The organism is Thauera linaloolentis 47Lol = DSM 12138, assembly GCF_000310205.1.
Taxonomy (GTDB): domain Bacteria; phylum Pseudomonadota; class Gammaproteobacteria; order Burkholderiales; family Rhodocyclaceae; genus Thauera; species Thauera linaloolentis.
On the sequence record NZ_AMXE01000002.1, the window covers coordinates 23,772 to 48,362 of the forward strand.

The window sequence follows — 24,591 nt, forward strand, 5'->3', positions numbered from 1 at the left end:
CGACTTCCATCAACCATCAGGAGTTCATCGTGCATCGTCCTCATCACCACCGGCTGCCCGCGCGGCTGCCGCTGATCGCCCTGTGTCTGGGGCTGGCCGCGCCGGCCTGGGCACAGACCGGCAGCCCCCTGGCGTCCCCGCTTCCCCTGTCCATCTCCGCCCAGCCGCTGGACAAGGCGCTGACCGAACTGGCCGCCAAGACCGGCCTGCTGATCGGCGTGGACAGCAGCCTGCTGGCAGGCAAGCAGGGGCCCGCCCTCGACGGTAGCTATACGCCGGCCACCGCCCTGGACAAGCTGCTGGAAGGCTCCGGCCTGGAGGCGGTGAGCCAGGGCGGCAACGAATACACCTTGCGCAGGCTGCCGGTGCGACAGGGGGAAACGACATTGGCGCCGGTGGCGGTGACGGCCGGGATCGAACGCAGCGCCACCAGCGAAGGCACCGGCAGCTACGCCGCACGGGGCACCACCCTGTTCAAGGGCACCCAGTCGCTGAAGGAAATTCCCCAGTCCGTCACCGTCATCACCCGGCAGCGGATGGACGACCAGGGGCTGGACACGCTGGAAGACGTGCTCGCCAACGCCACCGGCGTCACCTTGCGCCGGCGTGTGGGCGGTGGCAACGACATCATCATCCGCGGCTTCGAGACCAGCACCATCCAGTACGACGGCATGCCGCTGCCGCGCACCTACACCAACGGCAACATGCTGCTGGCCAGTTCCGTCCATCTCGACCGGGTGGAAGTGCTGCGCGGCGCCCAGGGCCTGCTGGAAGGCGCCGGCAGCCCGGCCGGTGCGGTGAATCTGGTGCGCAAGCGGGGCACGGCCGAACGCCGCTTGATGGTGGAAGGCCGCGCCGGCTCGTGGGACAACTACGGCGCCCGCATCGATGCCGGCGGCCCGCTGAACGAAGCCGGCACGCTGCGCGCCCGCGCGGTGCTGGATTACGAGGACAAGAACGCCTACGTGGACAAGGTGTGGGACCGCAACCTGAGCGCCTACGCCGCGCTGGACTTCGATGCCACGCCGGACACCACCCTCGGCCTGGGGCTGGCCCATACCCGCTTCAGAGGCAACAGCAGTATTTACAACGGCCTGCCGCGCCATGCCGACGGCTCCATGCCGGATGTATCCCGCCGCGCCAACATGGACGCCGACTGGAGCGAGTCGACGCGGGAGGAAACCCAGCTCTTTGTCGACTTCGAGCACCGTTTCAATCCGGACTGGAAGCTGAAGGCCAGCGGCATCTACATCGACGAGACCTACGACGGGGCCACCGCCCTGTCCTACTTCCGCCTGATCCCGGTCGGCGGCAACGCGATGACGGCGCCTGGTTTCGCCTACGATTTCGGCGGCCGGAGCAAGGGCCTGGACATCAACCTGAGCGGCGCATTCCAGGCGCTGGGAATCGCCCATGAAATCGTCGTCGGCGGCAGCTACTCCAACCAGGAGCGCGACGACGCCTTCGACGAATACACGAACACCACCATCGACATCTTCGACAGCAAGGCCGACATCACGCCGCTCGGCGCCCGCGCGCTCAACCGCATGCGCGATCTCAGTTCCAAGACCACCCAGCGCGGCCTCTACGGGCTGTGGCGCGGGCACCTCACCGAGCGCGCCACGCTGATCCTGGGCGGCCGTACGAGCTGGTACGACTACCGCAGCGCCATCGTCAATCCGGTCAACGGCGTCATCGTCACCCGTTCCCGGGAAAAGGAAAGCGGCGAATTCACCCCCTACGGCGGTCTGGTCTATGCCCTGACGCCGCAGTGGTCCGCCTATGCCAGCTACGCCGAGATCTTCGAGCCGCAAAGCGTCACCGACGCCGGGCTCAAGGTTCTGCCGCCGATGACCGGCGTCAATTACGAACTGGGCATCAAGGGCGAACTGTTCGACGGCGCGCTCAACACCTCGCTGGCGGTGTTCCGCGTCGACCAGGAAAACCGCGCCATCACCGACTACGAGTCGCCCATGCTCTGCGGCGGCTGGTACTGCTCCCGCGCCGCCGGCAAGGTGCGCAGCCAGGGCGTCGAGCTGGAAGCCCACGGCACGCTGGCGCGCGGCTGGCAACTGAGCGGCGGCTACACTTACAGCCGCAACAAGTACCTCAAGGATGCGGACGAAAGCCTGGTCGGCAAGCCGTTCAACTACGAAACGCCCAGACACATGCTGCGCTTGTGGTCCGACTACCAGTTGGCCGGCGAGTTGGGAAAGTGGCGCATCGGCGCCGGGGTGAACTACCGCAGCAAGCAAGAGACCGACAGCGCCACCATGAAGAACCCGGTGCAGGGCGGCTACGCCGTCTGGAACGCCCGTGTAGCCTACCGGATCGACAAGACCTGGAGCGCCGCGCTCAACGTCGAAAACCTGTTCGACAAGCGCTACTACTCCAACATCAGCGCCAATTACCTGCACAGCTACGTGGGCGAGCCGCGCAACGTCCTGCTGACCGTGCGCGGCAGCTTCTGACTCCCGTTGCGGCAGGCTTGCCCAGATGGCCGCCGCCGGGCGGCCAGTCATGGTGATTTGACACGTTCCGCCCATATCCACAAAAATGAGAACCATTCCCGATATCTGACGCCAGCCACCCCCGCAGGATTCCCCCAGGGGCCAGCCAGCCAACCCCTCCCTGGAGGCATGCTTGAGCCCCCCCAATGCTTCGGAATCCATCTCCGCCCTCTATGCGGAACACCATGGCTGGCTGCAAGGCTGGCTGCGCAAGAAGCTCAACTGCTCCCATCAGGCAGCCGACCTCGCGCACGACACCTTCGTGCGCCTGCTGAGCAAGCAAGAACCCGAAGCCTTGCGCGAACCGCGTGCCTACCTGACGACGGTCGCCCGCGGGCTGCTGATCAACCACTGGCGCCGCCAGGCGCTGGAGCAGGCCTATCTGGAAGAGCTGGCGGCACGCCCGGAAGAAAGCGCGCCTTCGCCCGAGGCACGCAGGCTGATCCTGGAAACTCTGGAAGAAATCGCCCGGCTGCTCGACGGGCTGCCGCCCCGGGTGCGCGAGATATTCCTGCGCTCGCAGCTCGAAGGCGAGACCTATCCAGCCATCGCCACGCAGATGGGCATCAGCGTCAACGTGGTGCAGAAGGCCATGATCCGCGCCACCGCCCACTGCTACAAGGCGCTCTACGGGAGCGGACGATGAACGCCGCGCAGGACGGTCTGCCGGTCGCACCGGGCATCATCGACATTGCCATTCTCTGGTACGTGCGCCAGGCTTCGGGCGAGATGAACGCTAGCGAGCAGGACGAACTCGCCCGCTGGCTGGCCAGGCACCCGGACCACGCCAGGGCATGGCGGCAATTGCAGCGCATGGGCGAGCAACTGCATGGCGGCACGCCGCGCCTGGCGCCTTCCCTCGCCCGCTCCGTCCTCGGACGCCTGCCCGATCTGGAACGGCGCAAGGTGCTGCGCCTGCTGTCCTGGGCCGCGATCGGCGGTACCAGCCTGTATTTCGGCCGCGGCGTGCTGAACGAAGCCGCCTTCCCGGCCGACTACCGCACCGCCGTCGGCGAGCGCCGCGAAGTCCGGCTGGCCGATGGCAGCCTGCTGCAGCTCAACACCGGCAGCGCCGTCGATATCCGCTTCGACGGCAGCACTCGCCGAATCCATCTGCGCCGCGGAGAAATCCAGGTCGTCACGGCCAAGGACCCATCCGGCCGGCCACTCTGGATCGAGGGCCGGGATGGTCGGCTGGCACCGGCCGGCACCCGTTTCACGGTCGATCAGACGGACAGCCACACCTATCTGGGCGTCAGCGAGGGCGCGGTCGACGTCTTCCGCGACGGCAGTGCCGAACCGCAGCGCGTCGGCAGCGGCCAGCAACTGGTTTTCGGCGGCGACGGCAGCAACACCGTCCAGCCCCTCGACGAATCCCGCCACGCCTGGACCGACGGCATGATCAGCGCGGAAAACCGCCGCCTCGACGATCTGCTTGCCGAGCTAGGCCGTTACCGCCCCGGCCACCTGGGCTGCACGCCCGAGGCCGGCGCGCTGCGCATCACCGGTACCTGGCCGCTGCGCGGCGGCGACCCGACCGAAGCCGTGCTCGCCTCACTGGAGCGCCGCCTGCCGATCCGCATCCAGCGCATGACGCGATATTGGGTCAAGGTGTCGCACGGTTGAAAAAGTTGGCAGTTTTTTCCTTTTCGCCGGGCATACCGGATAGAGGCCTGCTGCGCGCCGGCCACCGGTCCAAACCCGACACAAAGGAAAAGCCTTCATGTCCTGCCCGCCCCGCTCCATCCGCCGCACCATGACGCCCGCCGCCCGGGCCTTGTTCGTGGCCTTCCTGGGCGCCTCCGCCGTCCTGGCCCTGCCCACCAGCCCGGCCCATGCCGCCGAAGCCGGCGCCACGGTCGATATCGACATTCCCGCCGGCAGCCTGGACCAAGCGCTGAACCGCCTCGGACGGCAAACCGGCATCCAGCTCGCGGTCAATGCCGAACTCACCGCCGGCCGGCAAAGCCCAGGCGTGAGCGGCCATCACTCCGTCGAAGCCGCCCTGCGCCGCCTGCTGGCCGGCACCGGCCTGGAAGCCGTGCGTGACGGCAGCGGGGAATACACGCTGCGCAAGCTGCCGCCGGCGGTTTCCGGCGAGGCCACGCTGACAGCGGTGACGGTGACGGCCGCCGGCTTCGGCGCCACGACGGAGAATACCGGTGCGTACACCACCGGCAGCGCCAGCACCGCCACCAAGATGAACCTCTCGCTGCGCGAGACGCCGCAGTCGGTCAGCGTGCTGACGCGCCAGCAGATCGACGACCAGAACCTCACCACCCTGGACGACGCAGTGCAGCAGATCACCGGGCTGACCATGCAGAAAGGCTATTACACCGGCGATTCGGGCAGCTTCAGCGCGCGCGGCTTTCCGGTGGCCAATCTGCTGCTCGACGGCGTGCCGACCAGCGCCGGCGCCAACGGCACCTTCAATGCCGACAACGACGCACTGGACATCTACGACCGCGTGGAAGTCGTGCGCGGCGCCACCGGCCTGACTACCGGCGCCGGCACGCCGTCCGCCGCCATCAACCTGGTGCGCAAGCGCCCGACGGCGGAAACCCAGGGCCGTGTCACGCTGAGCGCGGGCAGCTGGGACAACTACCGCGCCATGGTGGATGCCGGCGGCCCGCTCAACCAGGCCGGCACGCTGCGCGGCCGGGTGGTGGCCACCGTGCAGGATGCCGACAAGTTCTACGACGTCGCCCACGACCGCAACCACCAGCTCTACGGCATCCTCGAAGCCGACCTGACGCCCGGGACCACCGCCACCCTCGGTTTCCACTACCGCAAGGTGGACAACGACGGGCTGCTGCCCGGCCTGCCGACCAACCCGGACGGCAGCTTCCTCTCCGGTCTGCGCCGCTCCGCCAATCCCGCCAACGATTTCGACTACTGGAAGCAGACCGACAAGACACTGTTCGCCGAGCTGACCCACCGCTTCGCCAACGACTGGCAGCTCAAGGCGGCGGCGCTGTGGAAGCGCCCCGAGCAGGACATGCTGTTCTCCGGCCTGTACCGCAACGGCGGCGTGCTGCGCCAGAGCACCCAGCACTACCGCCTCGACAACGAGCAGGACAGCTACGACCTCGCCCTCAACGGCCCCTTCTCGCTGTTCGGCCGCACGCATGAACTCATGCTGGGCGCCAGCTACCGCAGCCGCGACAACCTCAATTGGGGCGGCTGGGCAGAGTACAGTTGGACGGCGGCCGGGCCGGCCGTCGATCCGTACGACTGGGATTCGTCGGCCGTGCCCAAGCCGGCCATCGACATGACACGCTGGGCCATCGACAACACCACCCGCCAGAAGGCCGTCTACGCGGCCACCCGGTTGAACCTCGCCGACCCGCTCAAGCTCATCGCCGGCGCGCGCATCAACTGGTACGAGAACGAAAACCACCTGACCGGCGCCAGCTACAAGGTCGACCACGAACTGACGCCCTACCTCGGCGCCATCTACGACGTGAACGACAACCATTCGGCCTACGCGAGCTGGACGGAGATCTTCGAACCCCAGGGCAGCTACGACAGCAGCGGCAAACTGCTCGACCCGATCACCGGCACCAACTACGAAATCGGCCTCAAGGGCGAGTATTTCGGCGGCCGCCTCAACGCCAGCCTGGCCGCATTCCTGATCAAGCAACAGAACCGCGCCACCGACGACCTTGCCGGCCCCAACCCCTGCCCCGGCAGCGCCTGGGGCTACTGCCAGCGTGCATCGGGCGAGGTCGAAAGCAAGGGCGTCGAACTGGAAATCGGTGGCGCCCTGACACCCGACTGGCAGTTGATGGCTGGCTACACCTATGTGTCCGCCAAGTACACCAAGGATGCCGACCGGTCGAACATCGGCAAGCCGTTCGACAGCGACCTGCCGCGCCACCAGCTCAAGCTGTCGTCCAGCTACCGCCTGCCCGGCGAGCTCGCCCGCTGGCGGATCGGCGGCAATCTTTACGCACAGAACCGCATCAAGGCCAGCGACGATTCGCGCATCCGCCACTCCGGCTACACCGTCGTCGGCCTGCATACCGCCTACAGCCTCGACAAGCAGACGGAAATCCGCCTGAACGTCCACAACCTGTTCGACAAGCGCTACTACCAGAACATCGGCTGGAGTACCGGCGGCAACGTCTTCGGTGTGCCGCGCAGCTTCACGCTGACGGCGATGTACAGCTTCTGAGCATGGCGCCCGGCCCCCGCATGCGGAAGCCGGGCCATCCGTATCCGTTGGACCTCCCGCGGCGGCATCCGATCCAAGTTAACGATATTCATTCCTATCTGAAGGAGGTGGCGATATACTCGCGCGGCGATACGCCATCCAACCCGATCACCACGCCCGATGCCCCGTCCGGCGGGCTGACCCGACCGCCATGTATGTCAAGGACGCTTCCTCCTCGCTGGTCTTCACGCTTGCACACCACTACGACGACCTGATCGCCTACCTGTGCCGCAAGCTCGGCTTCGCCCGGGGCAACGCGCGCGCCACCCGCGACCTGGCCCACGAGGCGCTCCACGAAGTCTGCCTGCAACTGCTTCAGGAAGAACCACAGCTCGGTAAGGTGAAGGTGCCGATCGCCTTCCTGCGCACCCTCAGCCAGCGGCGCGCCATCGACGTGCTGCGTCGCGAGGCGGCCTGGAACCGGTTTGCGGCACATGGCGACGACCACCCGGAATTTCTCTCGCACCCCGCGCCGCGCACCAGCGAGGCCGAATGCCGCGTCGAGGCGCGCCAGCAGATCGCCCTGCTCACCCAGGCCATCGAATCCCTGCCGCCGCGCTGCCGCGACGTGTTCGTGCTGCACAAGCTGCACGAATGGCCGCAGGCCGACGTGGCTGCGCACCTCGGCATTTCGGTGAAGGCGGTGGAAAAGCACGTCCGCATCGGGCTGGCCTGCTGCCGGGTCGCCATGGCGGGCTTCCTCGACGATGGCGCCTGAACAGCCATGAACGACACACCAGACAGCCGTCCGCCGCGTAGCGGGGTCGCATTCAAGGCCGGCAACACGGCCCAGGCAGCCCCCCGCGCCGCGCTCGACGACGCGCTCGACACCCACCGCGGCGCCCTGCAGTCGATGTTCCCCATTCCGCCAGCCCGCCCGCAGCGCAAGCGCACGGCCCGCAACGCGGCGGGCACCGCTGCCGCCGTACTGTTGGCCGCCGCCGTGTGGTGGGCCGACCCCGCCTACCGCAGCCAGCGCTTCGACACCGCCATCGGCGAACTGCGCGAAATCGCGCTGGCCGACGGCAGCCGCGTCGTGCTCGATACCGGAAGCGCGGCGCAGGTGAGCTGGCATCTGCGCTCGCGCCGCGTCGAACTGCAGCAGGGCCGGGCTCATTTCGACGTCGCACCCTCCACATTGCGCCCGATGACGGTGGCGGCCGGCGATGCCCGCGTGCGCGTCGTCGGCACACGCTTCGACGTCTGGCGCCATGCCGCGGGCACCCGCGTCACCGTCCAGGAAGGCACGGTCGCGGTGTGGCACGGCGCCCGCGCGCAAGAATCCATCCTGCTGCAGGCCGGTCAGCAGATCCGCCTCGCCAGCGTCCTCCGCCCCGACCAACCCCTGCCGTCCGGCACCCCGGCGGACGCGGCAAGCCTCGGCGCCTGGCAGACGGGCCTGCTCGTGTTCCAGAACACGCCGCTGGACGAAGCCCTGGCCGAAATCCAGCGCTACCGCCAGGCGCCAATCCGGATGCACGGCCGCTTCGGCAGCGACACCAAGGTTTCCGGCGTGTTCGACAGCCGCAACACCGATCAACTGCTCGACCGCCTGCCCGACGTCCTGCCGCTTCAGATCGTGCGCCACCCCAGCGGCGAAGTGGACGTGCTGCGCCGCTGAACGCCCGCGCGGCCCTCCGTCCTTTCCTCTGCTGCGCGAGGCAGAACCCCGTGCCCGCCAGCCTGCGACTTTTTTTCCGAACGAAGGTAGGGGTGGGCAAGCGCCCATACGACATGTGTTCATCACCCACTCACGGCAACGCAGGAGCCTGCATGAACACGGTCCGACCTTTCCACCCCTCGCACCACCAATCCCGCCCGCTGCGCCCGGCGGCGCCCGATCACGCGGCCGCTTTCCGCCTGCATGCACTGGCCCTGGGCTGCGTCATTGCGCTGGGTACGCTGGCCATTGCGCCGCCCGCGCATGCGCAACAGAACGGCGGCACCGAAGCCCGGGCGGTGCTGGCCTTCGACCAGCCCGCGCAGCCGCTTGGCGAAGCCATCAACGCCCTGGCACGCCACGCCCGCGTACAAATCGTCTTTGCCGCCTCGGCCACCGAAGGCTTCACCGCCCCCGCCCTGCGCGGCAGCTACACGCCCCGCCAGGCGCTCGACCGGCTGCTGGCCGGTAGCGGGCTGGTCGCCACGCATGCGGGCGGCTCGTTCATCATCCAGACCCGGCCCCACGCCCCTGAGGCCACGCTCAAGGCAGTGACGGTCAGCGCCCAGCACGACCGCAGCGGCACGACCGAAGGCACCGGCAGCTACACTCAGCGCGGCCCGAGCGGCACCGCCACCGGCCTGGCGCTGAGCCTGCGCGAGACGCCGCAATCGGTCAGTGTGATGACGCGCCAGCGCATGGACGACTTCAAGCTGGAGACGCTCACCGACGTGCTGGAGCAGGCGCCCGGCGTCACGGTGAGCCGGCAGAACGACATGACGACCTTCAACGTGCGCGGTGCCACCGTCAACCTGCAGACCGACGGCGCGCGCCGGACCAGCGCCGGCTGGGGCTGGAACACCCACATCGTGCACACCCTCGACGATCTGGCCGAAATCGACCGCGTCGAGGTCCTCAAGGGATCTTCCGGCCTGATCAACGGCGACGGTGCCTATGGCGCCACCGTCAACCTGATCCGCAAGCGCCCGACGCGTGAGTTCCAGGCCAGCGTCACGGCCGGCGCCGGCAGCTGGGACAACTATCGTCTCGACACGGATGTCGGCGGACCGCTGAATGCCGACGCCAGCCTGCGCGGGCGGCTGGTAGCGGCGCACAAGGAAAGCAAGACCTTCAACGGCAAGGAAACCGACAGCTCGATGCTGTACGGCACGCTGGAGTACGACCTGGGCCCCGATACCCTGGCGAGCGCCGGCCTCACCTGGCGCCAGCGCGAGCAGCGCGGCGCCGGCGGCACCACGCCGATCCAGGGCTTCGACGGCAACGGCAACGCGGTGCCGCGCATGGCCCGCGACTACAACATCGGCGCACCCTGGGCCGGCTACGAGCAGGATTCGCTCAACGCCTTCGCCCGCCTCGAACACCGCTTCGCCAACGGCTGGACGGGCAAGCTGCAAATCACCCACGACGGCATCGAAACCCCCAAGATGCACATCGGCTCGCTGCGCTACGCCCTGCCCGCGGTGACCGGCCAATTCGGGCTGTACAAGGACATCGAGTCGCGCGACCAAAGCCTCATCGTCGATCTGCAAGGCCCCTTCCAACTCTTTGGCCGCGAGCACAAGCTGCTGCTCGGCGCCGGTGCGTCCCGCAGCCGCACCACCTTGCTGCGCGGCGGCCCCCCCGACGCCGCGCTACCGCCAGGTGTCGAGTATGCCCAGGGCGGCAGTGTGATTCCGCAACCCGACGATGCCTTGTCGACCTACTCGAACGACAAATTCAGCAGCAAACGGCGTTATCTCTACGCCGCCAGCCAGCTTTCGCTGGCCGACCCGGTCAAGCTGATCGTCGGCACCCGCGTCAGCAACTACGAACAGAAGGACGTCACCGACATCGGCTGGTACAACTACGATCTGAACGAAAAGGGTGTGGTCACGCCATACGCCGGACTGGTGGTGGACGTGGCCAGGGACATCTCCGTCTACGCCAGCTACGCCAGCATCTACCAGGTGCAGAGCGCCAAGGACGCCAACGAACGCACCCTGGACCCGGAAGAAGGGCTGACCTATGAAGTCGGCGCCAAGGGCGAGTTCTTCGACAAGCGCCTGAACGCCAGCGCCAGCTACTTCTGGATGCGCACCGACAACACGGCCGAGGAGATCGGCCTCAACGACCGGGGGGACTCCATCTACCGGGCGGTCATGGGCACCATCCGGCGCGGCTACGAACTGGAACTGTCCGGCGAACTGGCGCGCGGCTGGCAGGCCCAGGGCAGCTACGTGCAGAACAGCAGCGACCTGGACAGTTCCAGCGCCACACCCAAGCACCAGTTCAAGCTGGGCAGCACCTGGCAATTCACCGGCGGCGCGCTGCGCGGCCTGACGGTAGGCGCCGCCACGCGCTGGCAGAGCGCCATCTCCGTCCAGCGCGGCAACGCCAGGCTCGGCCAGGATGCCTACTGGCTGCTCGACCTGATGGCACGCTACCAGATCGACGAGCGGCTGAGCATCAGCGCCAATCTCAACAACGCGCTCGACAAGAAGTACTTCGCCGGGGTCACCAACTTCAACGCCCAGGGGCTGTTCTACACCTGGGGCGCGCCGCGCAGCTTCACCGCAAGCCTGCGCTACGATTTCTGATGCGCTTGCCGAGGAGCATCCCGGCGCGCGATTTTCCGCGCGCCGCCAAACGCGGCACCCAACCCGGGCAGCAGAAATCTGCCAGCGGCACCTCTTCGAGGTGCCGCATTTCGCCGGACTACGGCGAAGCTTGATACGGCAGGCTTATCAATGATTTAGTCGCATTCAGCATGTGCCGGAGCTTTCCGATGCTCCCGAACGGCAAGGCCACCCACCTCATCAGCGACGAGAACATGGGCAAGCCGCTCCGGCAGCTCGACAAGATCGACACCGAGGGGCTGGAGAGCCACGTCATCGCCTTGGCGATTCACCTGCAATTCGAGTTTTTCACGTTGTACCGGATTCAGGTCATACGTCACGCTGAACAGCTTCTCCCCTCGTGCATCAATACATGTATGTCGCTGTCAGCCCCACGGTCCGGCCCGATGCCACTTGGGCAAAATTGCCAGTCGCTCCGTAGGAGAAACCATAGGTCCGGTAGTCCTTGTCGGTCAGGTTCTTCGCATGGAGCATCAATTCCAGGTCGCTGGTCGGACTCCAGGCCAGCCCGGCATCGACCACGGTGTAGGCGTTCTGGCGCAGGGTATTGGCGCTGTCGAAGTAATGTGCTCCGGTCCGGCGCACTGACAGTTGCGGCCGCAGTACGGTATCACCCACCCGCACATTGCCCTTGGCACCCAGGGTCAAGCCATAGCGGGGAGTCATCGGCACGTCGTTGTGCTTGCAGCCGGTGCAGGCACTGGAATCCTCGAAGCGGCGGAAAGTGGCGTCATTCACAAACCCTCCGGCACTCAGCGTCCACTGCCGGGTGACATCCCATTCTGTGTTGAACTCCACGCCCACCGAACGGGTATCGCCGACATTACGCAAGGTCTGGTTGCCCATATCGCCATCGCCATAGAGCTGCACATCCCTGCTGTCCACACGGTACAGGGCCATGCTGGCGCGCACCGCATCACCGCTAAAGCGCACGCCCGCCTCATAGCTGATCGAGCGTTCTCGGCCATAACCCTTGGCATCGTCCACGCTGGATGGCGCCAGGTTGTAGCCCAACGGCTTGTAGCCCTGAGCCACGTTGATATAGCCGCGCCATTGCGGCGCGAACTGATAACCCGCAGCGATATGACCAAGCCAGGTGTTCTGGCTCGATGACGCCTGGCCCTGGAAGCCATTGCCCATCTGTTCGCCTTCGAAGCGGGTTCTGGCTTCATCACGGGTGAATCGCAGGCCGGTCGTGACATCCGCCTTGGGGGTAAGGTGCCAGGTCACGTCACCGTATGCAGCCAGGGACTCGGTGCGGTTGGTCGATGCGGAATCCACCACCCGGTAGAAGCTGGGCACCACCATGTCGAACTGGTAGCCCCGCGACATATCCACTTCCTGGCGGTACAGGCCGAACACGGCATCCCAAGCGCGTGAAGAGACGCCACCAGTCTCATCCACCCGTGTCGACAGGCGCACTTCCTGGGTATTCTGTTTCCAGTGCTCGGAGAACTGCGGGAAATAAATGTCGATCGGCCAGTGCCGTGACGTATGCACGCGCTGGCTGCTGGCAATCACGTTCAGACGCCACTGGCCGAAATCGTACTGCCCATTGGCAGCAAAGCTGTTGGCGCAACGCTTCTGGTAGTAATCCCGGTAGGCTTCCGGCAGATTCGGCGACACATAGGCCCTGCGGGACTTGTAGTCGTCGAACAGCGTATAGACCTCCTGGTCGCCCGTTGCACAATCTCGCCCGCCACTCAGGCCCAGCTCCCATGGGCTGCCGGTCGGTGCCAAACGCAGCTTGACGTTGCCGGCCCGAGAGCGCACGCCACCCAGCTTGTCGCTGCCGATGACATCGCTGCGAATATCCCCATTGACGTCATTGCCCAACAGCGACACCGAGCCATAGAGCAGATCCTCGACCAGCAGCCCGGATCCCTCGGCCTGCAACTGGTAGCCATCGCGGCTCGATACCCCGGCGCGGGCGGCAAACTGCGCGGTATTGTCCGGCTTGTGAGAAACAATATTGAGGACGCCGCCCTGAGCGCTCTTGCCATACAGCGTACCTTGCGGCCCTTTGAGCAGTTCCACCTGCTCGATGCCCAGTAATGACTGGGCGGCAAAGTTCGGCAGTTGCGGTACGCCATCCACATACACCGTCAGGGCCGGGTTGTAGAAATCCTGCGCCGAAGTCACCCCGCGCAGTGTGATGATCGGGAACAGGAACGTCGCGCTATGCGACATGTACAGCTCGGGAAAGACCCGATCCAGTTCCATGGTCGAACTTACCTGGGCATCATCCAGGGTCAGGCGATCAACCACACCGGCGGCGCCATTGAGTTGATCCAGGGTTTCACCACGCTTGCTGGCTGACACCACGACAGGAGCAAGCGTGCTCACGTCATGTACATCTCGTGCGGCAAAGGCATCAGACTCCTGAGCCTGCGCATGCAGCGGGCCTAGGGTCAGTGCAACGGCCAGGCACACCTGGCGGACTTGCAGGGCAGGCCTCACCCATGCGCCTGAATGTTCCACCGCCACGCCTGCTGACGCTGTGCTGCTGCGATTGTCGCGTGTCGTGATGTCCTTGCTCCCTCCGTGTGTGTGCCGCTTCATCTGAACCACCTTCAATCAATAATAAAAATACGAATGAGATGTAGTCATAAATGAGCTCACAACTACCCCCTGCCAATAGCACTGCGCCGCTTCCTGCCCGGCTGCCCGATACCACGTCCACAACGCAGGCGTGTTCGGAAAAGACCGTGATGGAAACTGACACAGTGACCAAACAGGGGAATGATCACGAAAGCACGCCAGAGCCGCTAACGATTTACGGCAAGAACTTGACGATTCGGGAATATTTTGCGTACCCGCATCCTCAGGCTTGCTGCGCTACAGGCTGGCCTGCAGATCGGCCAATGTTTCGCGCTTACCGGGGGTGGTATTGGTGGACGTGGGCATGGGGCAATCTCCTGACATTGCGTCAATTGCAGCCAGACGTACTGTCAATGTCATTACGCCTTGGCGAATGCCCCAGCGCGCACTGCTTGGGCGAGATGCCGGTATGGCTGCGGAACACCCGGCTGAAGTGGCTGAGGCTGGCAAAGCCACAACTGGCAGCGGTTTCGGTAACGTTGGTGCCGCATTGCAGCAGCGCGACCGCGGCATCCAGGCGGATGCGGGTCAGGCAAGTGTGCACCGTGCAAGCGAACAAGGCCTGAAAACCCGATTGCAGGCGTTTTTCGTTCAGGCCTACGGCGCGCGCCAGGGATTGCACGCTCCAGTCCTGATCGTAGCCTTGCTCCAGCAGCAGGCGGGCTTCCAGCAGACGGGAGCGGTCAGCAGGCACCGGCAGCGGTGTTTGCCGGGGCGCCAGACTGTCACGGAGGAAGCAGGCAATGGCTTCAAATGCCTTGCCACGCAAGTAGATATCTCGCGAGATGCAGGGGCCGGGGCTGGCGCAGCCATAACCCAGTAAATCACTGGCGACACGTTGCAGGCTGCTGGATGCGGGCGTGACCTTGAGCAGTGCGCAAGTGCCACGCGGTTCGTCCGTGCCACCGCAAAGCCGGTGGCGCAGGTCATCCATATGCAGCCCGGTGAGGTCTTCCAGGGCGGTTTGTGGAATGTGGATGCTGAGCATGCGGAACGCGCCATCGGCCTTGGCGTCAAGCACATCCCACCCGGCTGCGGGCTGGGCAGCGGCCATCAGGATGGTCGAGCCTGCCTGGGCGTTGAGTGACGCGCCCTGATCAAAGGCGGTCTGGAGGCGACCTTCAAGCAGGATGTTGAGACTGAAGGCGGCCGGGCCTTCGGCCTCGAAAGCCCATTCACGACGGGGCCGTCCCTGGATGCAGTTGATGTGCAGCCCTTCGCAGGGGCGATACATGTGCATGGCGTGGCGCCAGTCTTCCTGTACGCCTGCCAGCCCTTTCGCTTCGATGGTTCCAGGGTCAAGGGCAGGCTGACCCGAGGCCTTTGCGGTCACTCCCGCCATGAATTTTTCCTGAAAACATCAAATTTTTTCCGTAAACCATTAGCGCAATATGCGCAACAACGGAAATGATATTCGTTCTCAACAATTCTCGCTGATTCCTGCCGTACCGGCAAGACGCAAATCGGCAATCGAGAATGACCCGAACCCTGAACGAGAAGGCCCTGGTGCCGTGGATTGCCTGAAATGTCGAATGCTTCCCACCTGCTGTCACGCCTGAGCGCCTGGCGCGTTCTGCCCGCCATTGCCGGCATCTACATCAGCCAGACGGTCATCACCGCGCTGACCACGCAGGCGCTGCCTTCGCTGCTGCGCGATGCCGGTGCTTCGCTGCAGGTGGCGGGGCTGACCGCGCTGCTGTGGATTCCCTGGGGTATTCGCTTTCTGTGGTCGCCTGCGGTGGAACGCTGGCGCTTGCCTGCCGGACGGCTGGAGCGACGTTCGCGCACACTGGTGCTGGCCGGGCAATGGCTGATCGCTGCCGTATTGCTGCTGCTGGGTGTGGCGGCACTGAACGGGTATTTGTCGCTGGCAGACCATGCCGGGTGGATTCTGGGCGGGCTGCTGGCGGCGGCGCTGGTGGCGGCAACGACGGACGTGGCCAGCGATGGCTTTACGGTCGAGCAACTTGCTGCGCAGCAGCGCGGCTGGGGCAATGTGGCGCAGGTAGGCGGCAGCTATGTGGGCGCCATGATCGGGGCCGGTGGCTTTCTGTTGGTGGCCGGAACACTGGGCTGGCCGCAGGCGCTGTTGGCAGCGGCCCTGGCGATCGTTCTGTTGAGCGTGCCCATGCTGCTGTTGCGCGAACCGCCGCGTGATGCGGCGCTGGCGGTGGATCACCGCCCCGCCCTGCTGCATGCCTTGCGCCGCCCGGAGGTGCGTACGGGGCTGCTGTTGATGCTGTTGTCGAGCATCGGCGTGCGCTTGACGCTGGGCATGTTCGGCCCCTTCCTGCTGGACAAGGGCTTGAGCCTTGAGCAACTGGGCTGGTTGTTCGGTTCGCTGCATATCGGCGCGGGGCTGAGCGGGGCCGTCCTGGGCGGCGTGCTGGTGCGCGCTGTATCCGGCTGGCGAGCGGTATGGATTGCCGTCAGCCTGAAGGCCTGCGTATTGCTGGCACTGACCCTGGCGGCACCTACGGCATCCTTGACGGTGTTGATGGTGCTGGTGGGGCTGATGTTTGCCGCATTGGGTTTTGTCTGGGTGGCCTTGTACTCGGCGCTGATGGGGCTGACCTCACCCTTGCAGTCCGGGGTGGATTTCACCGTGTTCCAGAGCGCCGATGCGCTGCTGGCCATGGCGGGCGGCGTGGCCGGTGGCTGGCTGTCGCAGCATCTGGGCTACAACGTGTGCTTCGCGCTGGCGGCGGCATCGGCCGTGGTGGCGGTGTTTGTCGTGCGGCACAAGGCGCCGGCGCTGGATGCCATGGCAACGAGGCAGGCCGCAGCATGAGCGCAAGCCGTCAACAAACCGTGCCGGGGCCATGGGCCATCATGCGCCCGGTGCGCGGGCAGATCCGCGTTGCCATGCTGTTGTCCGCCCTGGCAGCCACTGCCTCATTGGGTGCATTGTGCGCCCTGGCATGGACCGTACACGCCTTGCTGATGGTGGCGGGTCAATGGCCCTGGCCGGCCCTGCTGCTGGCGGCGGCGCTGACGGTGCTGGCCTATGTGTTGCGGCTGACGGCGTTCAACCAGTCGCACTTTGCCGCCTTCAAGTTGGAAACGCGCTTGCGCAGCGCGCTGTCGGAACACCTGGCACGGGTGCCGCTGGGCTATGTGCAGCAGGCCGGCTCGGGTGCCTTGACCAAGGTGATGATGGATGACGTAAAGGCGCTGCATGTGTTCGTGGCCGACAGCACGCCGCTGTATGCGCGGGCCTATGTGTCGCCGGTGCTGACCTTCGCCTTGCTGTTCTGGCTGGATTGGCGGCTGGCGCTGGCCGCCACGGCGGTGCTGGCCGTCGGCATGGCGGTAGTGTCGCCGGCAACGCGCGGCAGCAGCGCGATGATGCAGCAGTACAACGCGGCGGGCGAGAACGTCAGCCGCGCGGTGGTCGAATACGTACAGGCCATGCCGGTGGTGCGCACCTTCGATATCGGCACCATGACCTTCGGCCGCTATCAGCGGGCACTGGAGGCTTACCGCGACGTGGTGACACGCTGGTATCGCATGGCAGGCGTGTCATCGCGGCTGTCGCAGATCATCCTCAGCCCGCTGCCCACGCTGGCCGTGCTGGCGTGGCTGGGCGCCTGGCTGCTGACGCACGATACGCTGAATGCCGCCACTTGGCTGGCGGTGTTGCTGGTGGGCACCGGCATGGCGGAGTCGCTGCTGCCGATGGTGTCGCTCAAGCATCTGGTCGGCAAGACGCAAATGAGCATTCACCGCATCCATCAAGTGCTGGCGGAGCCGCCTCTGCCCATGCCGGATGAAGCCGCTGCCAGACCGCCCAAGGATGGCAGCGTGCGTTTTGAACAGGTGGGCTTTCGCTACACGGCCGATGGGCCGATGGCGCTGGAAGACGTGAGCTTTGAGGTGCCACAGGGCAGCGTGACGGCGCTGGTTGGGCCGTCCGGCGCGGGCAAGACCACGGTGGCGCGGCTGATCCCGCGCTTCTGGGATGTCAGTGCCGGGCGCATTCTGGTGGGCGGCGTGGATGTACGGCAGATGCTGCCCACCATGCTGATGCAGCAGGTAGCCTTCGTATTCCAGGACACCTTTCTGTTTGCCGACACCATCGCCAACAACATTCGGCTGGGACTGTCGGGCGCAAAAATGGATGAGGTGATGGCCGCCGCCAAAGCCGCCCAGGCACACGACTTCATCATGGCCTTGCCGCAGGGCTACGACACGCAGGCCGGGGAACGCGGCCTGTTCCTGTCCGGTGGGCAGCGCCAGCGCATCACCATTGCACGGGCCATTCTGCAGAACCGGCCCATTCTGGTGCTGGACGAAGCCACCGCCTTTGCCGACCCGGAAAACGAGGCCGCATTGGTGGCGGCGTTGTCGAACCTGATGCGCGACAAGACGGTGCTGATGGTAGCGCACCGGCTATCCACCATCCGCGATGCCGACCAGATTCTGGTATTCGACCGGGGCCGGCTGGCCGAGCGCGGCAAACACGATGCACTGGTGGCGCAAGACGGCGTGTATGCCCGGCTGTGGCGCAACTATGAAACAGCCCGGGACTGGGCACTGACGGCAGGCAAGACAGGAGGGCAGGCATGAGCACACCGCAACCCATGCCGACCATCACCCCCTTGCGCGATACCTGGCGCCAACTGATGACGAGTGCGCGCAGCCGCGCCCCACGATTGCGGGCCAGTCTGATTGGCCTGGCCATCGCTGCCATGCTGCAAGGGCTGGCGCTGGCCTGTCTGATGCCGCTGTTTCAAGCGTTGATGCCCCGGCCGGAGTGGGCAAATGCCCTGCCTTGGCTGGCGGCGATGACGGGCCTGATGCTAGCCAGCATGACCGTGCAATGGTGGTCACAGGGCTTCGACTACCGGGGCGACATGGTGCAGAACACCCATGAGTTGCGCACTGCCCTGGGCGAACAATTGCGCCGGGTGCCGCTGGAGCAGTTGCAGGACAAGCGCGCCGGAGAGGTCAATGCCACCTTGCTCGGCAGCGTGGATGAAAACCTCAGTTATCTGCTGACGGTCGCAGGCATGATGGCCCATGCGCTGATCACGCCGGTGGTCGTGGCGCTGGCGGCACTGTGGTTAGACTGGCGCATGGGTTTGATTCTGTTACTGGTATTCCCGCTGCTGATTCCGCTGTACCGCTGGCGACGCCCGGCCTATGGGCGCGGCATGCGCATGCTGGCCGATGCCAATGCGCGCGCCAGCAGCGACATTCTGGAATACACACAGGGGCTGCCGGTATTTCGTGCGGCCTGTTGCGTGGGCCAGCAGGCGCAGGCCTTGCAGGCCAGCTTCCAGCACCTGGAGACCATCCAAAGCATCGGCCAGAAACGCGGCGCCAAGCCGAACCTGATTCTGGCCTCGGTAATGGAGCTGGCGATCCTGTTGGTAGTGTTTGTCGGCACGCTGTTCGTGGTGCAGGGCTCGATGGCGCTCGCGATTCTGGCGGCGCTGATGGTGATCGTGGTGCGCTTCGCCGAGCCGCTGGCCACCTTCGTGCTCTACGCCAAGGTGATCGACCTGATCGAAGCGGCGTTGGGGAAGATCGACGCCATGCTGTCGATTGCGCCATTGCCACAACAGCAGCCTGCCCAGATGCCGACCACCTTCGAGGTCGCATTCGAGAATGTGACGTTCCGTTACGCCAACACGGATGCGCCCACGCTGGACAGCCTGAATGCCAGGCTGCCAACACACAGCCTGACCGCACTGGTCGGGCCATCCGGATCGGGCAAAACCACGGTGACACGGCTGCTGATGCGCCATGCCGACCCGCAAGCTGGCCGCGTGACCATTGGCGGCGTGGATGTACGCGCCATCGCGCCGGAACAGTTGAATGCCCTGGTGTCGGTGGTATTCCAGGACGTGTACCTGTTCAACGACAGCATCCTGGCCAACATCCGCATGGCAAAGCCCGATGCCAGCGATGCAGAGGTCGAAGCCGCAGCCCGTGCCGCGCATTGTCATGACTTCATCACCCGCCTGCCGGACGGCTATGCCACCCGTGTGGGCGACATTGGCGGGCGGCTATCCGGCGGCGAACGCCAGCGCATCAGTATTGCCCGCGCCATGCTGAAAAACGCGCCCATCGTGATTCTGGACGAGCCGACTGCCGCGCTCGATACCGAAAGCGAAGTGGCGGTGCAAATGGCCATCGACGCACTGGTGCGTGACCGTACGGTGATCGTGATTGCGCATCGTCTGTCCACCATCGCAGCGGCTGACCAGATTCTGGTGATCGATGGTGGCAAAGTGGTTGAAGCAGGACAGCATGAAACGCTACTGGCCCGCGATGGCCGTTATGCCCGGATGTGGCAGGCGCAGCAAAGCGCCAAGCGCTGGCATGCCGCAAGCGTCCAAGCTTAGCTGCTGAAGGCAGCGGGTCCGGCCACAGATTCAAATCGACAAGCCGCGCTGCCTTCCAGCCTCCCATGACACGCCACCGCCGCATATCGTCGCGGCGATCTTCTGTCCCAGCCTCTGTTCGACCACTGGCCGCCACGGCACCACACCGAATCCCTTTGCCCAACCCATTGTCCTGCATGGACCATCAATTCACCGCAGCAGAAAAAATATCTTGATAGCGGACATTTTTCACGGGAACCGTGACCGGCTGCGGACTTCCCCAAGAAATTGACACTTCCTGCAAAAATCCACAACAATGCGAATCGTTCTTAATAGCAAGCCAGTTGCTTGAGTTTCCGGGGACTTCCCTTGAGCCGCACGACCGCATCCGACACGCTTTCCCATCTTTACCGCGAGCACCACGGCTGGCTGCGCGGCTGGCTTCGCCACCGGCTCGGCAATGCCGACGATGCCGCGGATCTCGCCCAAGATGCCTTTCTGCGCGTACTCAAGGCGCGCAACGCCGAATCGATTCGCGAGCCTCGCCATTACCTGACGACCATCGCCAAGGGGCTGGTGGTCGATCTGTTCCGGCGCCGCGCACTCGAAGCCGAGTACCTGGCAGCCCTCGCGCACCTGCCCGAGCCCGAATGGCCCTCGCCGGAAACGCGGGCACTGGCCGTCGAGGCCCTGATCGAGATCGACACCATGCTCGACGGCCTCGGCGAGCGCATCCGTCAGGTTTTCGTGCTTTCACAGTGCGGCGGTTTCACCTATCCGGAGATCGCAATGCGCACCGGCCTTGCCCTGCGCACCGTCAACAAGTACATGGCCGCGGCCATGGAACACTGCTGCCTCTACCGCCTGCGGCAAGCCGCAACGACCGCATGACCCCTGCGGCCGAAACCATCGCCGCCGACGAAGGCGAAGCCATCCGCAGCGCCGCCGCCTGGTTTGCGCGCAAATGCTCGGGCAGCTTCGGCAACGACGAGCATGCCGCCTGGCAGGTCTGGCTGAACGCCTCGGAACTGCACCGCAGCGCCTGGCAGCAAGTCGAAAATGTCCGCACCAGCCTCGGCGGCCTCCCCGGCCATCTCGCAGGTCCGGCCCTGCGCGGCGTCTCCGCCCGCAAGCGGCAGACCTTGCGTACGCTCGCCGTCATCGCCACCGCCGCGCCGCTCGCCTGGCTCGGCTACCGGGCCGCGGCCGCCCAGGGTTTCACCGCCGACCTGCGCACTGCCGTCGGCGAACGCCGGACCCTCGAACTGGCCGACGGCAGCAGCCTGAGCCTCGACACCGACAGCGCCGTCGACGTCGCCTTCGATCAGGAGCGGCGCCTGCTGCGCCTGCGCCGCGGCCGCATCATGGTCACGACCGCCGACGATCCGCAAGCCCGGCTGAACACCAGCGGCCGGCCTTTCCTCGTCGCCACCGCGCACGGCACCTGCGAAGCCCTGGGCACCCGTTTCACCGTGCGCACCGACGCCGTCGGCAGCCAGGTCGCGGTCCTCGACGACATCGTCCGCGTCACACCCAACGCCCACCCCGACCGCCCGCTGATGCTCAACGCCGGCCAGCAGCTGCGCTTCGACGCCACCGGCGGCGGCGCCATCGAGCCCGCCGCCGTGGCCACCGGAACCTGGGCCGGCGGCAGCTTGGTCGCCCTGGACATGCCGTTGGCCGAACTGCTCGCCGAACTCGCCCGCTATCGCCACGGCATCCTCCGCTGCGCTCCGTCGGTCGCCGGCCTGCGGATTTCCGGCGCCTTCCCGCTCGACGACACCGAACGGTCGCTGAAACTGCTGACCGAAACCTTCCCGCTGCAAACCGTCAGCCGCACCCGCTACTGGGTGGAAGTGCATCCAGCCTGACGGCATTGCTTTGCTAGCCGATATCGGGTTGCGGGCGCGCGAACACGTAGCCTGTGCCGCGTCCGCCGCCGGGCGATTTCTTCAGCACGCCCAATTCGAGCAATTGTGTGATGTCGCGCAGCGCGGTGTCAGGCAAGGAACAGCAGGGCGACTCTCTGGCCGGAAAGAAATTTCCGCGCCGCGTGCACTTTTTTTTCCACTGCTTCGGCTCCCCGGTGAACACCCCTGTTTTTCACCGAGGAAAGCCATGTCCATCAACCACCACCAGCCCCCGTTCAAACGCCGCCTCTGCGCCCTGCTCTGCCTCGCCGGCCTGGCCGCGTTGCCACCGGCAACGCACGCCGCCGAACCGGACACGGCCTCCGCTCGGAACGCCCCCCGCGTCTTCGACATTCCTCCTGGCGCCCTCAGCGAAGTGCTTGCCCGCTACGCCGCCAGCGCCGGTGTCGCCCTCTCCTTCGACGCCGCCAGCCTGCGCCAGATCCAGTCGCCGGGGCTGAAGGGGAATTACACCGTGCAGCAGGGTTTCGACCGGCTGCTGGCGGGAAGCAGCCTGGAGGCGGTGCAGACCAGCCCGGGAGACTTTGCCTTGCGCAAATTGCCGCAATCCTGGCCGAGTGAAACCACCCTGTCCACCATCACCGTATCGGGCAAGGGCGCAGGTTCGACGACCGAAGGCAGCGGCTCCTACACCACCTGGTCCACCAGCAGTTCGACGCGTCTGAACCTGACGCCGCAGGAGACGCCGCAGGCGATTACCGTCATGACCCGCCAACGGCTGAACGACCAGAATCTGCGAAATCTCGTTGATGCGCTGGAGGCCGTGCCGGGCATCATCGTCCAGAAAACCTTGATCGGCGAGGGCCAGGACGGTACCGACATCTACGCTCGGGGCTCCCGGCTGCGCAATTACCAGATCGACGGCGTACCAACGTCACTCGCGGTCGGTCCCTTTCTGTCAAACACGGCGGCCTATGACCGCATCGAAGTGGTACGCGGCGCAACCGGCATCATGAACGGGCTGGGATCGCCCGCGGCGACGATCAACCTGATCCGCAAACGCCCGACCGCCACGCCGCAGAAGTCGGTGACCACCCAGGCAGGCAACTGGGATCGCCACGGCGTCGGCATGGACCTCTCCGGCGCGCTGAACGAGAGCGCCACGGCGCGTGGCCGCCTCGTGGCCGACTACGACCGGCAAGGCGCATGGGTGAAGCACTTCGACCAGGAAAACCTCACGCTCTACGGCATCGCCGAATTCGACCTGAGTGATCAAACCCAGCTCACGATCGGCTTCAACCATCTGGACCAGAAAACGGACTCCACCATCCTCGGGAACCCTTTGTTCTATACCAACGGCCAGCGCACCAAACTTTCGCCATCGGACGATGGCACACCCGCATGGAGCTACTACGATCACGAGTCGAACAACCTGTTCGCCTCGCTTGAGCACCGCTTCGGCACGAACTGGGTCGGCAAGGTCGAGTACAGCCAGACACGGTACGAGGACGATGCCCTGACGGTGGGCATCCCGGACTCGGTGGATGCCGCAACGGGCAACGGCGTGGAGGTCTGGCCGTACCGTTGGAGCAGCACAACCCGCCAGAACAACCTGGATGCCTACATGAGCGGCGTGTTCTCGCTGTTCGGGCGCGATCACGAACTGATCGGCGGTGTCACGCTGTCGCGCAGCCGCTCCAGTACCAACCTCTACGACTACGACTGGATGAACTACCCGGCCGACTTCAACCTTCGCGACTGGAAGGACACCGCCCCCGCTCCGGATTTCTTCAGAACAGGCAAGGGAGGTTTCCGCGAACGCCAATACAGTGCGTACCTCAATGCCCGCTTCCAGCTCAGTGATGCCACCAGCCTGTTGCTCGGCGGCCGCAGCGCGCACTGGCAATTGGACGAAGGTTCGGGCAAGCGCACGGAAGACGTGTTTGTCCCGTACGTCGGGCTGGTTCATGCGCTGAACGACATCTGGTCGGTGTACGGCAGCTATACCAAGATCTTCCAGCCGCAGGACGGAGTCGTATTCCTGTACGGCCGTCCCGGTGCCTCGCCCGACCCCGAACAGGGTGAAGGCTACGAAGCGGGCATCAAGGCCAGCCTCAACGACGGCCAGTTGACCACCAACCTTGCAGTGTTCCAGATGGACGTCTCGAACCTGGCCTTCTGGAATCGCGACACCCGCTTTTACGAAGTCCATGGCGAAACCCAGACACGGGGCGTTGAACTCGAAGTGAACGGCAAACTGGCCGAAGGCTGGCAGGCCGGCGCAGGGTACGCCTACGCACGGACCGAGGATGAGAACGGCCAGCGTACGCTCACCCGGCTGCCGCTCCACAACCTGAAGCTGTTCACCACCTACCATCTGCCGGGTGCGTGGAACAAGCTCACGCTGGGCGGGGGCGTCAACTGGCAGAGCACCATCCGCAGTGGCGCCGCCATCGACTACAGGCAGGGCAGCGTTGCGCTGGTCAACCTGATGGCGCGCTACGAGGTCAACCGGAATCTGTCCGTCTCGTTCAACCTGAACAATGCGCTGGACAAGCAATACTTTTCGACGGTCGCCAGCAATTTCGGCACCTTCGGCGCACCGCGCAACTTCATGGCGTCGGCGAAGTACAGCTTCTGATCCAGCCGACCAGAAGACACCCGGCGGCACCTGGCCAAGGTGCCGTTTTTCCTTGGATTCCGGACCATGGTGAAGGATGCGCATCGAACCCGTCCTTCAGCGCAACGTTTCCATACCCTGGCGC

The 24,591-nt window shown here is 65.4% G+C and carries 18 protein-coding genes; 13 read left to right on the plus strand and 5 right to left on the minus strand.

The window, feature by feature from the left end; genetic code table 11:
• Positions 1–29 precede the first annotated feature (29 nt).
• From C666_RS01075 to C666_RS01105, 7 genes are all read left to right on the plus strand, one after another.
• Complete coding sequence (locus tag C666_RS01075; protein WP_004332657.1) at positions 30–2,471, plus strand: TonB-dependent siderophore receptor; 2,442 nt, start codon at positions 30–32, stop codon at positions 2,469–2,471.
• A gap of 172 nt (positions 2,472–2,643) precedes the next feature.
• Positions 2,644–3,156, plus strand: coding sequence for a sigma-70 family RNA polymerase sigma factor (locus C666_RS01080; protein WP_004332659.1), 513 nt, complete (start codon positions 2,644–2,646; stop codon positions 3,154–3,156).
• Positions 3,153–4,136 (plus strand): FecR domain-containing protein, encoded by a 984-nt coding sequence (locus C666_RS01085; protein WP_004332662.1) that lies wholly within the window; start codon positions 3,153–3,155, stop codon positions 4,134–4,136. Before C666_RS01080 ends, C666_RS01085 begins: the two co-directional genes overlap by 4 nt.
• A gap of 97 nt (positions 4,137–4,233) precedes the next feature.
• A complete protein-coding gene (locus tag C666_RS01090; protein WP_004332664.1) occupies positions 4,234–6,687 on the plus strand; it encodes a TonB-dependent siderophore receptor in 2,454 nt (817 codons plus the stop codon).
• A gap of 190 nt (positions 6,688–6,877) precedes the next feature.
• On the plus strand, positions 6,878–7,444 hold the full coding sequence (locus C666_RS01095) for an RNA polymerase sigma factor (RefSeq protein WP_004332666.1): 567 nt from the start codon (positions 6,878–6,880) through the stop codon (positions 7,442–7,444).
• 6 nt (positions 7,445–7,450) lie between these two features.
• Positions 7,451–8,347 (plus strand): FecR family protein, encoded by an 897-nt coding sequence (locus C666_RS01100; RefSeq protein WP_004332668.1) that lies wholly within the window; start codon positions 7,451–7,453, stop codon positions 8,345–8,347.
• 152 nt (positions 8,348–8,499) lie between these two features.
• A complete protein-coding gene (locus tag C666_RS01105; RefSeq protein WP_004332670.1) occupies positions 8,500–10,983 on the plus strand; it encodes a TonB-dependent siderophore receptor in 2,484 nt (827 codons plus the stop codon).
• 155 nt (positions 10,984–11,138) lie between these two features.
• Here C666_RS01105 and C666_RS21270 read toward each other — a convergent pair whose 3' ends face one another.
• The 3 genes from C666_RS21270 to C666_RS19275 all read right to left on the minus strand — a co-directional run bounded on the left by C666_RS21270 (position 11,139) and on the right by C666_RS19275 (position 14,965).
• The gene (locus C666_RS21270; protein ID WP_154666194.1) at positions 11,139–11,342 is read right to left on the minus strand and encodes a hypothetical protein; all 204 of its coding nucleotides are present in this window, start codon (positions 11,340–11,342) and stop codon (positions 11,139–11,141) included.
• Between the two features lie 25 nt (positions 11,343–11,367).
• Complete coding sequence (locus C666_RS01110) at positions 11,368–13,368, minus strand: TonB-dependent receptor (protein WP_211206695.1); 2,001 nt, start codon at positions 13,366–13,368, stop codon at positions 11,368–11,370.
• A 583-nt stretch (positions 13,369–13,951) separates the two neighbouring features.
• Positions 13,952–14,965: a helix-turn-helix transcriptional regulator gene (locus C666_RS19275; RefSeq protein WP_004332674.1), complete on the minus strand. Its 1,014-nt coding sequence runs from the start codon at positions 14,963–14,965 to the stop codon at positions 13,952–13,954.
• 183 nt (positions 14,966–15,148) lie between these two features.
• Between C666_RS19275 and C666_RS01120 the strand changes: the two genes are divergently transcribed.
• From C666_RS01120 to C666_RS01130, 3 genes are read left to right on the plus strand one after another with little or no spacing between them, the layout of a single operon-like run.
• Positions 15,149–16,414 (plus strand): MFS transporter, encoded by a 1,266-nt coding sequence (locus C666_RS01120; RefSeq protein ID WP_004332676.1) that lies wholly within the window; start codon positions 15,149–15,151, stop codon positions 16,412–16,414.
• Positions 16,411–18,192 (plus strand): ABC transporter ATP-binding protein, encoded by a 1,782-nt coding sequence (locus C666_RS01125; RefSeq protein WP_211206696.1) that lies wholly within the window; start codon positions 16,411–16,413, stop codon positions 18,190–18,192. Before C666_RS01120 ends, C666_RS01125 begins: the two co-directional genes overlap by 4 nt.
• Positions 18,189–19,976 carry an ABC transporter ATP-binding protein gene (locus C666_RS01130; protein WP_004332681.1) on the plus strand — a complete coding sequence of 596 codons (1,788 nt, stop codon included), beginning with the start codon at positions 18,189–18,191 and terminating at the stop codon, positions 19,974–19,976. Before C666_RS01125 ends, C666_RS01130 begins: the two co-directional genes overlap by 4 nt.
• A gap of 30 nt (positions 19,977–20,006) precedes the next feature.
• On the opposite strand, the gene C666_RS19485 is transcribed toward C666_RS01130, so the two are convergent.
• Positions 20,007–20,144, minus strand: coding sequence for a DUF3363 domain-containing protein (locus C666_RS19485; RefSeq protein ID WP_211206697.1), 138 nt, complete (start codon positions 20,142–20,144; stop codon positions 20,007–20,009).
• A 180-nt stretch (positions 20,145–20,324) separates the two neighbouring features.
• On the opposite strand from C666_RS19485, the gene C666_RS01135 reads away from it, so the two are divergent.
• The gene (locus C666_RS01135; protein WP_004332683.1) at positions 20,325–20,846 is read left to right on the plus strand and encodes a sigma-70 family RNA polymerase sigma factor; all 522 of its coding nucleotides are present in this window, start codon (positions 20,325–20,327) and stop codon (positions 20,844–20,846) included.
• Complete coding sequence (locus C666_RS01140; RefSeq protein ID WP_004332686.1) at positions 20,843–21,826, plus strand: FecR domain-containing protein; 984 nt, start codon at positions 20,843–20,845, stop codon at positions 21,824–21,826. Before C666_RS01135 ends, C666_RS01140 begins: the two co-directional genes overlap by 4 nt.
• A 13-nt stretch (positions 21,827–21,839) precedes the next feature.
• Here C666_RS01140 and C666_RS20770 read toward each other — a convergent pair whose 3' ends face one another.
• The gene (locus C666_RS20770) at positions 21,840–22,049 is read right to left on the minus strand and encodes a hypothetical protein (RefSeq protein ID WP_081593355.1); all 210 of its coding nucleotides are present in this window, start codon (positions 22,047–22,049) and stop codon (positions 21,840–21,842) included.
• 24 nt (positions 22,050–22,073) lie between these two features.
• Here C666_RS20770 and C666_RS01145 point away from each other — a divergent pair, with 24 nt between their 5' ends.
• Entirely contained in the window at positions 22,074–24,467 is a 2,394-nt protein-coding gene (locus tag C666_RS01145) for a TonB-dependent siderophore receptor (protein WP_004332689.1), read from the plus strand.
• Positions 24,468–24,591: the final 124 nt, after the last annotated feature.

Excerpts from the sequence above, each read along its gene's own strand:
- C666_RS19275 (WP_004332674.1), bottom strand. The coding sequence starts at position 14,965 with ATGGCGGGAGTGACCGCAAAGGCCTCGGGTCAGCCTGCCCTTGACCCT.
- C666_RS01130 (WP_004332681.1), top strand. The coding sequence starts at position 18,189 with ATGAGCACACCGCAACCCATGCCGACCATCACCCCCTTGCGCGATACC.
- C666_RS19485 (WP_211206697.1), bottom strand. The coding sequence starts at position 20,144 with ATGGGTTGGGCAAAGGGATTCGGTGTGGTGCCGTGGCGGCCAGTGGTC.
- C666_RS01105 (WP_004332670.1), top strand. The coding sequence starts at position 8,500 with ATGAACACGGTCCGACCTTTCCACCCCTCGCACCACCAATCCCGCCCG.
- C666_RS01090 (WP_004332664.1), top strand. The coding sequence starts at position 4,234 with ATGTCCTGCCCGCCCCGCTCCATCCGCCGCACCATGACGCCCGCCGCC.
- C666_RS01145 (WP_004332689.1), top strand. The coding sequence starts at position 22,074 with ATGTCCATCAACCACCACCAGCCCCCGTTCAAACGCCGCCTCTGCGCC.
- C666_RS01095 (WP_004332666.1), top strand. The coding sequence starts at position 6,878 with ATGTATGTCAAGGACGCTTCCTCCTCGCTGGTCTTCACGCTTGCACAC.
- C666_RS01125 (WP_211206696.1), top strand. The coding sequence starts at position 16,411 with ATGAGCGCAAGCCGTCAACAAACCGTGCCGGGGCCATGGGCCATCATG.
- C666_RS01100 (WP_004332668.1), top strand. The coding sequence starts at position 7,451 with ATGAACGACACACCAGACAGCCGTCCGCCGCGTAGCGGGGTCGCATTC.
- C666_RS01120 (WP_004332676.1), top strand. The coding sequence starts at position 15,149 with ATGTCGAATGCTTCCCACCTGCTGTCACGCCTGAGCGCCTGGCGCGTT.
- C666_RS01140 (WP_004332686.1), top strand. The coding sequence starts at position 20,843 with ATGACCCCTGCGGCCGAAACCATCGCCGCCGACGAAGGCGAAGCCATC.
- C666_RS01085 (WP_004332662.1), top strand. The coding sequence starts at position 3,153 with ATGAACGCCGCGCAGGACGGTCTGCCGGTCGCACCGGGCATCATCGAC.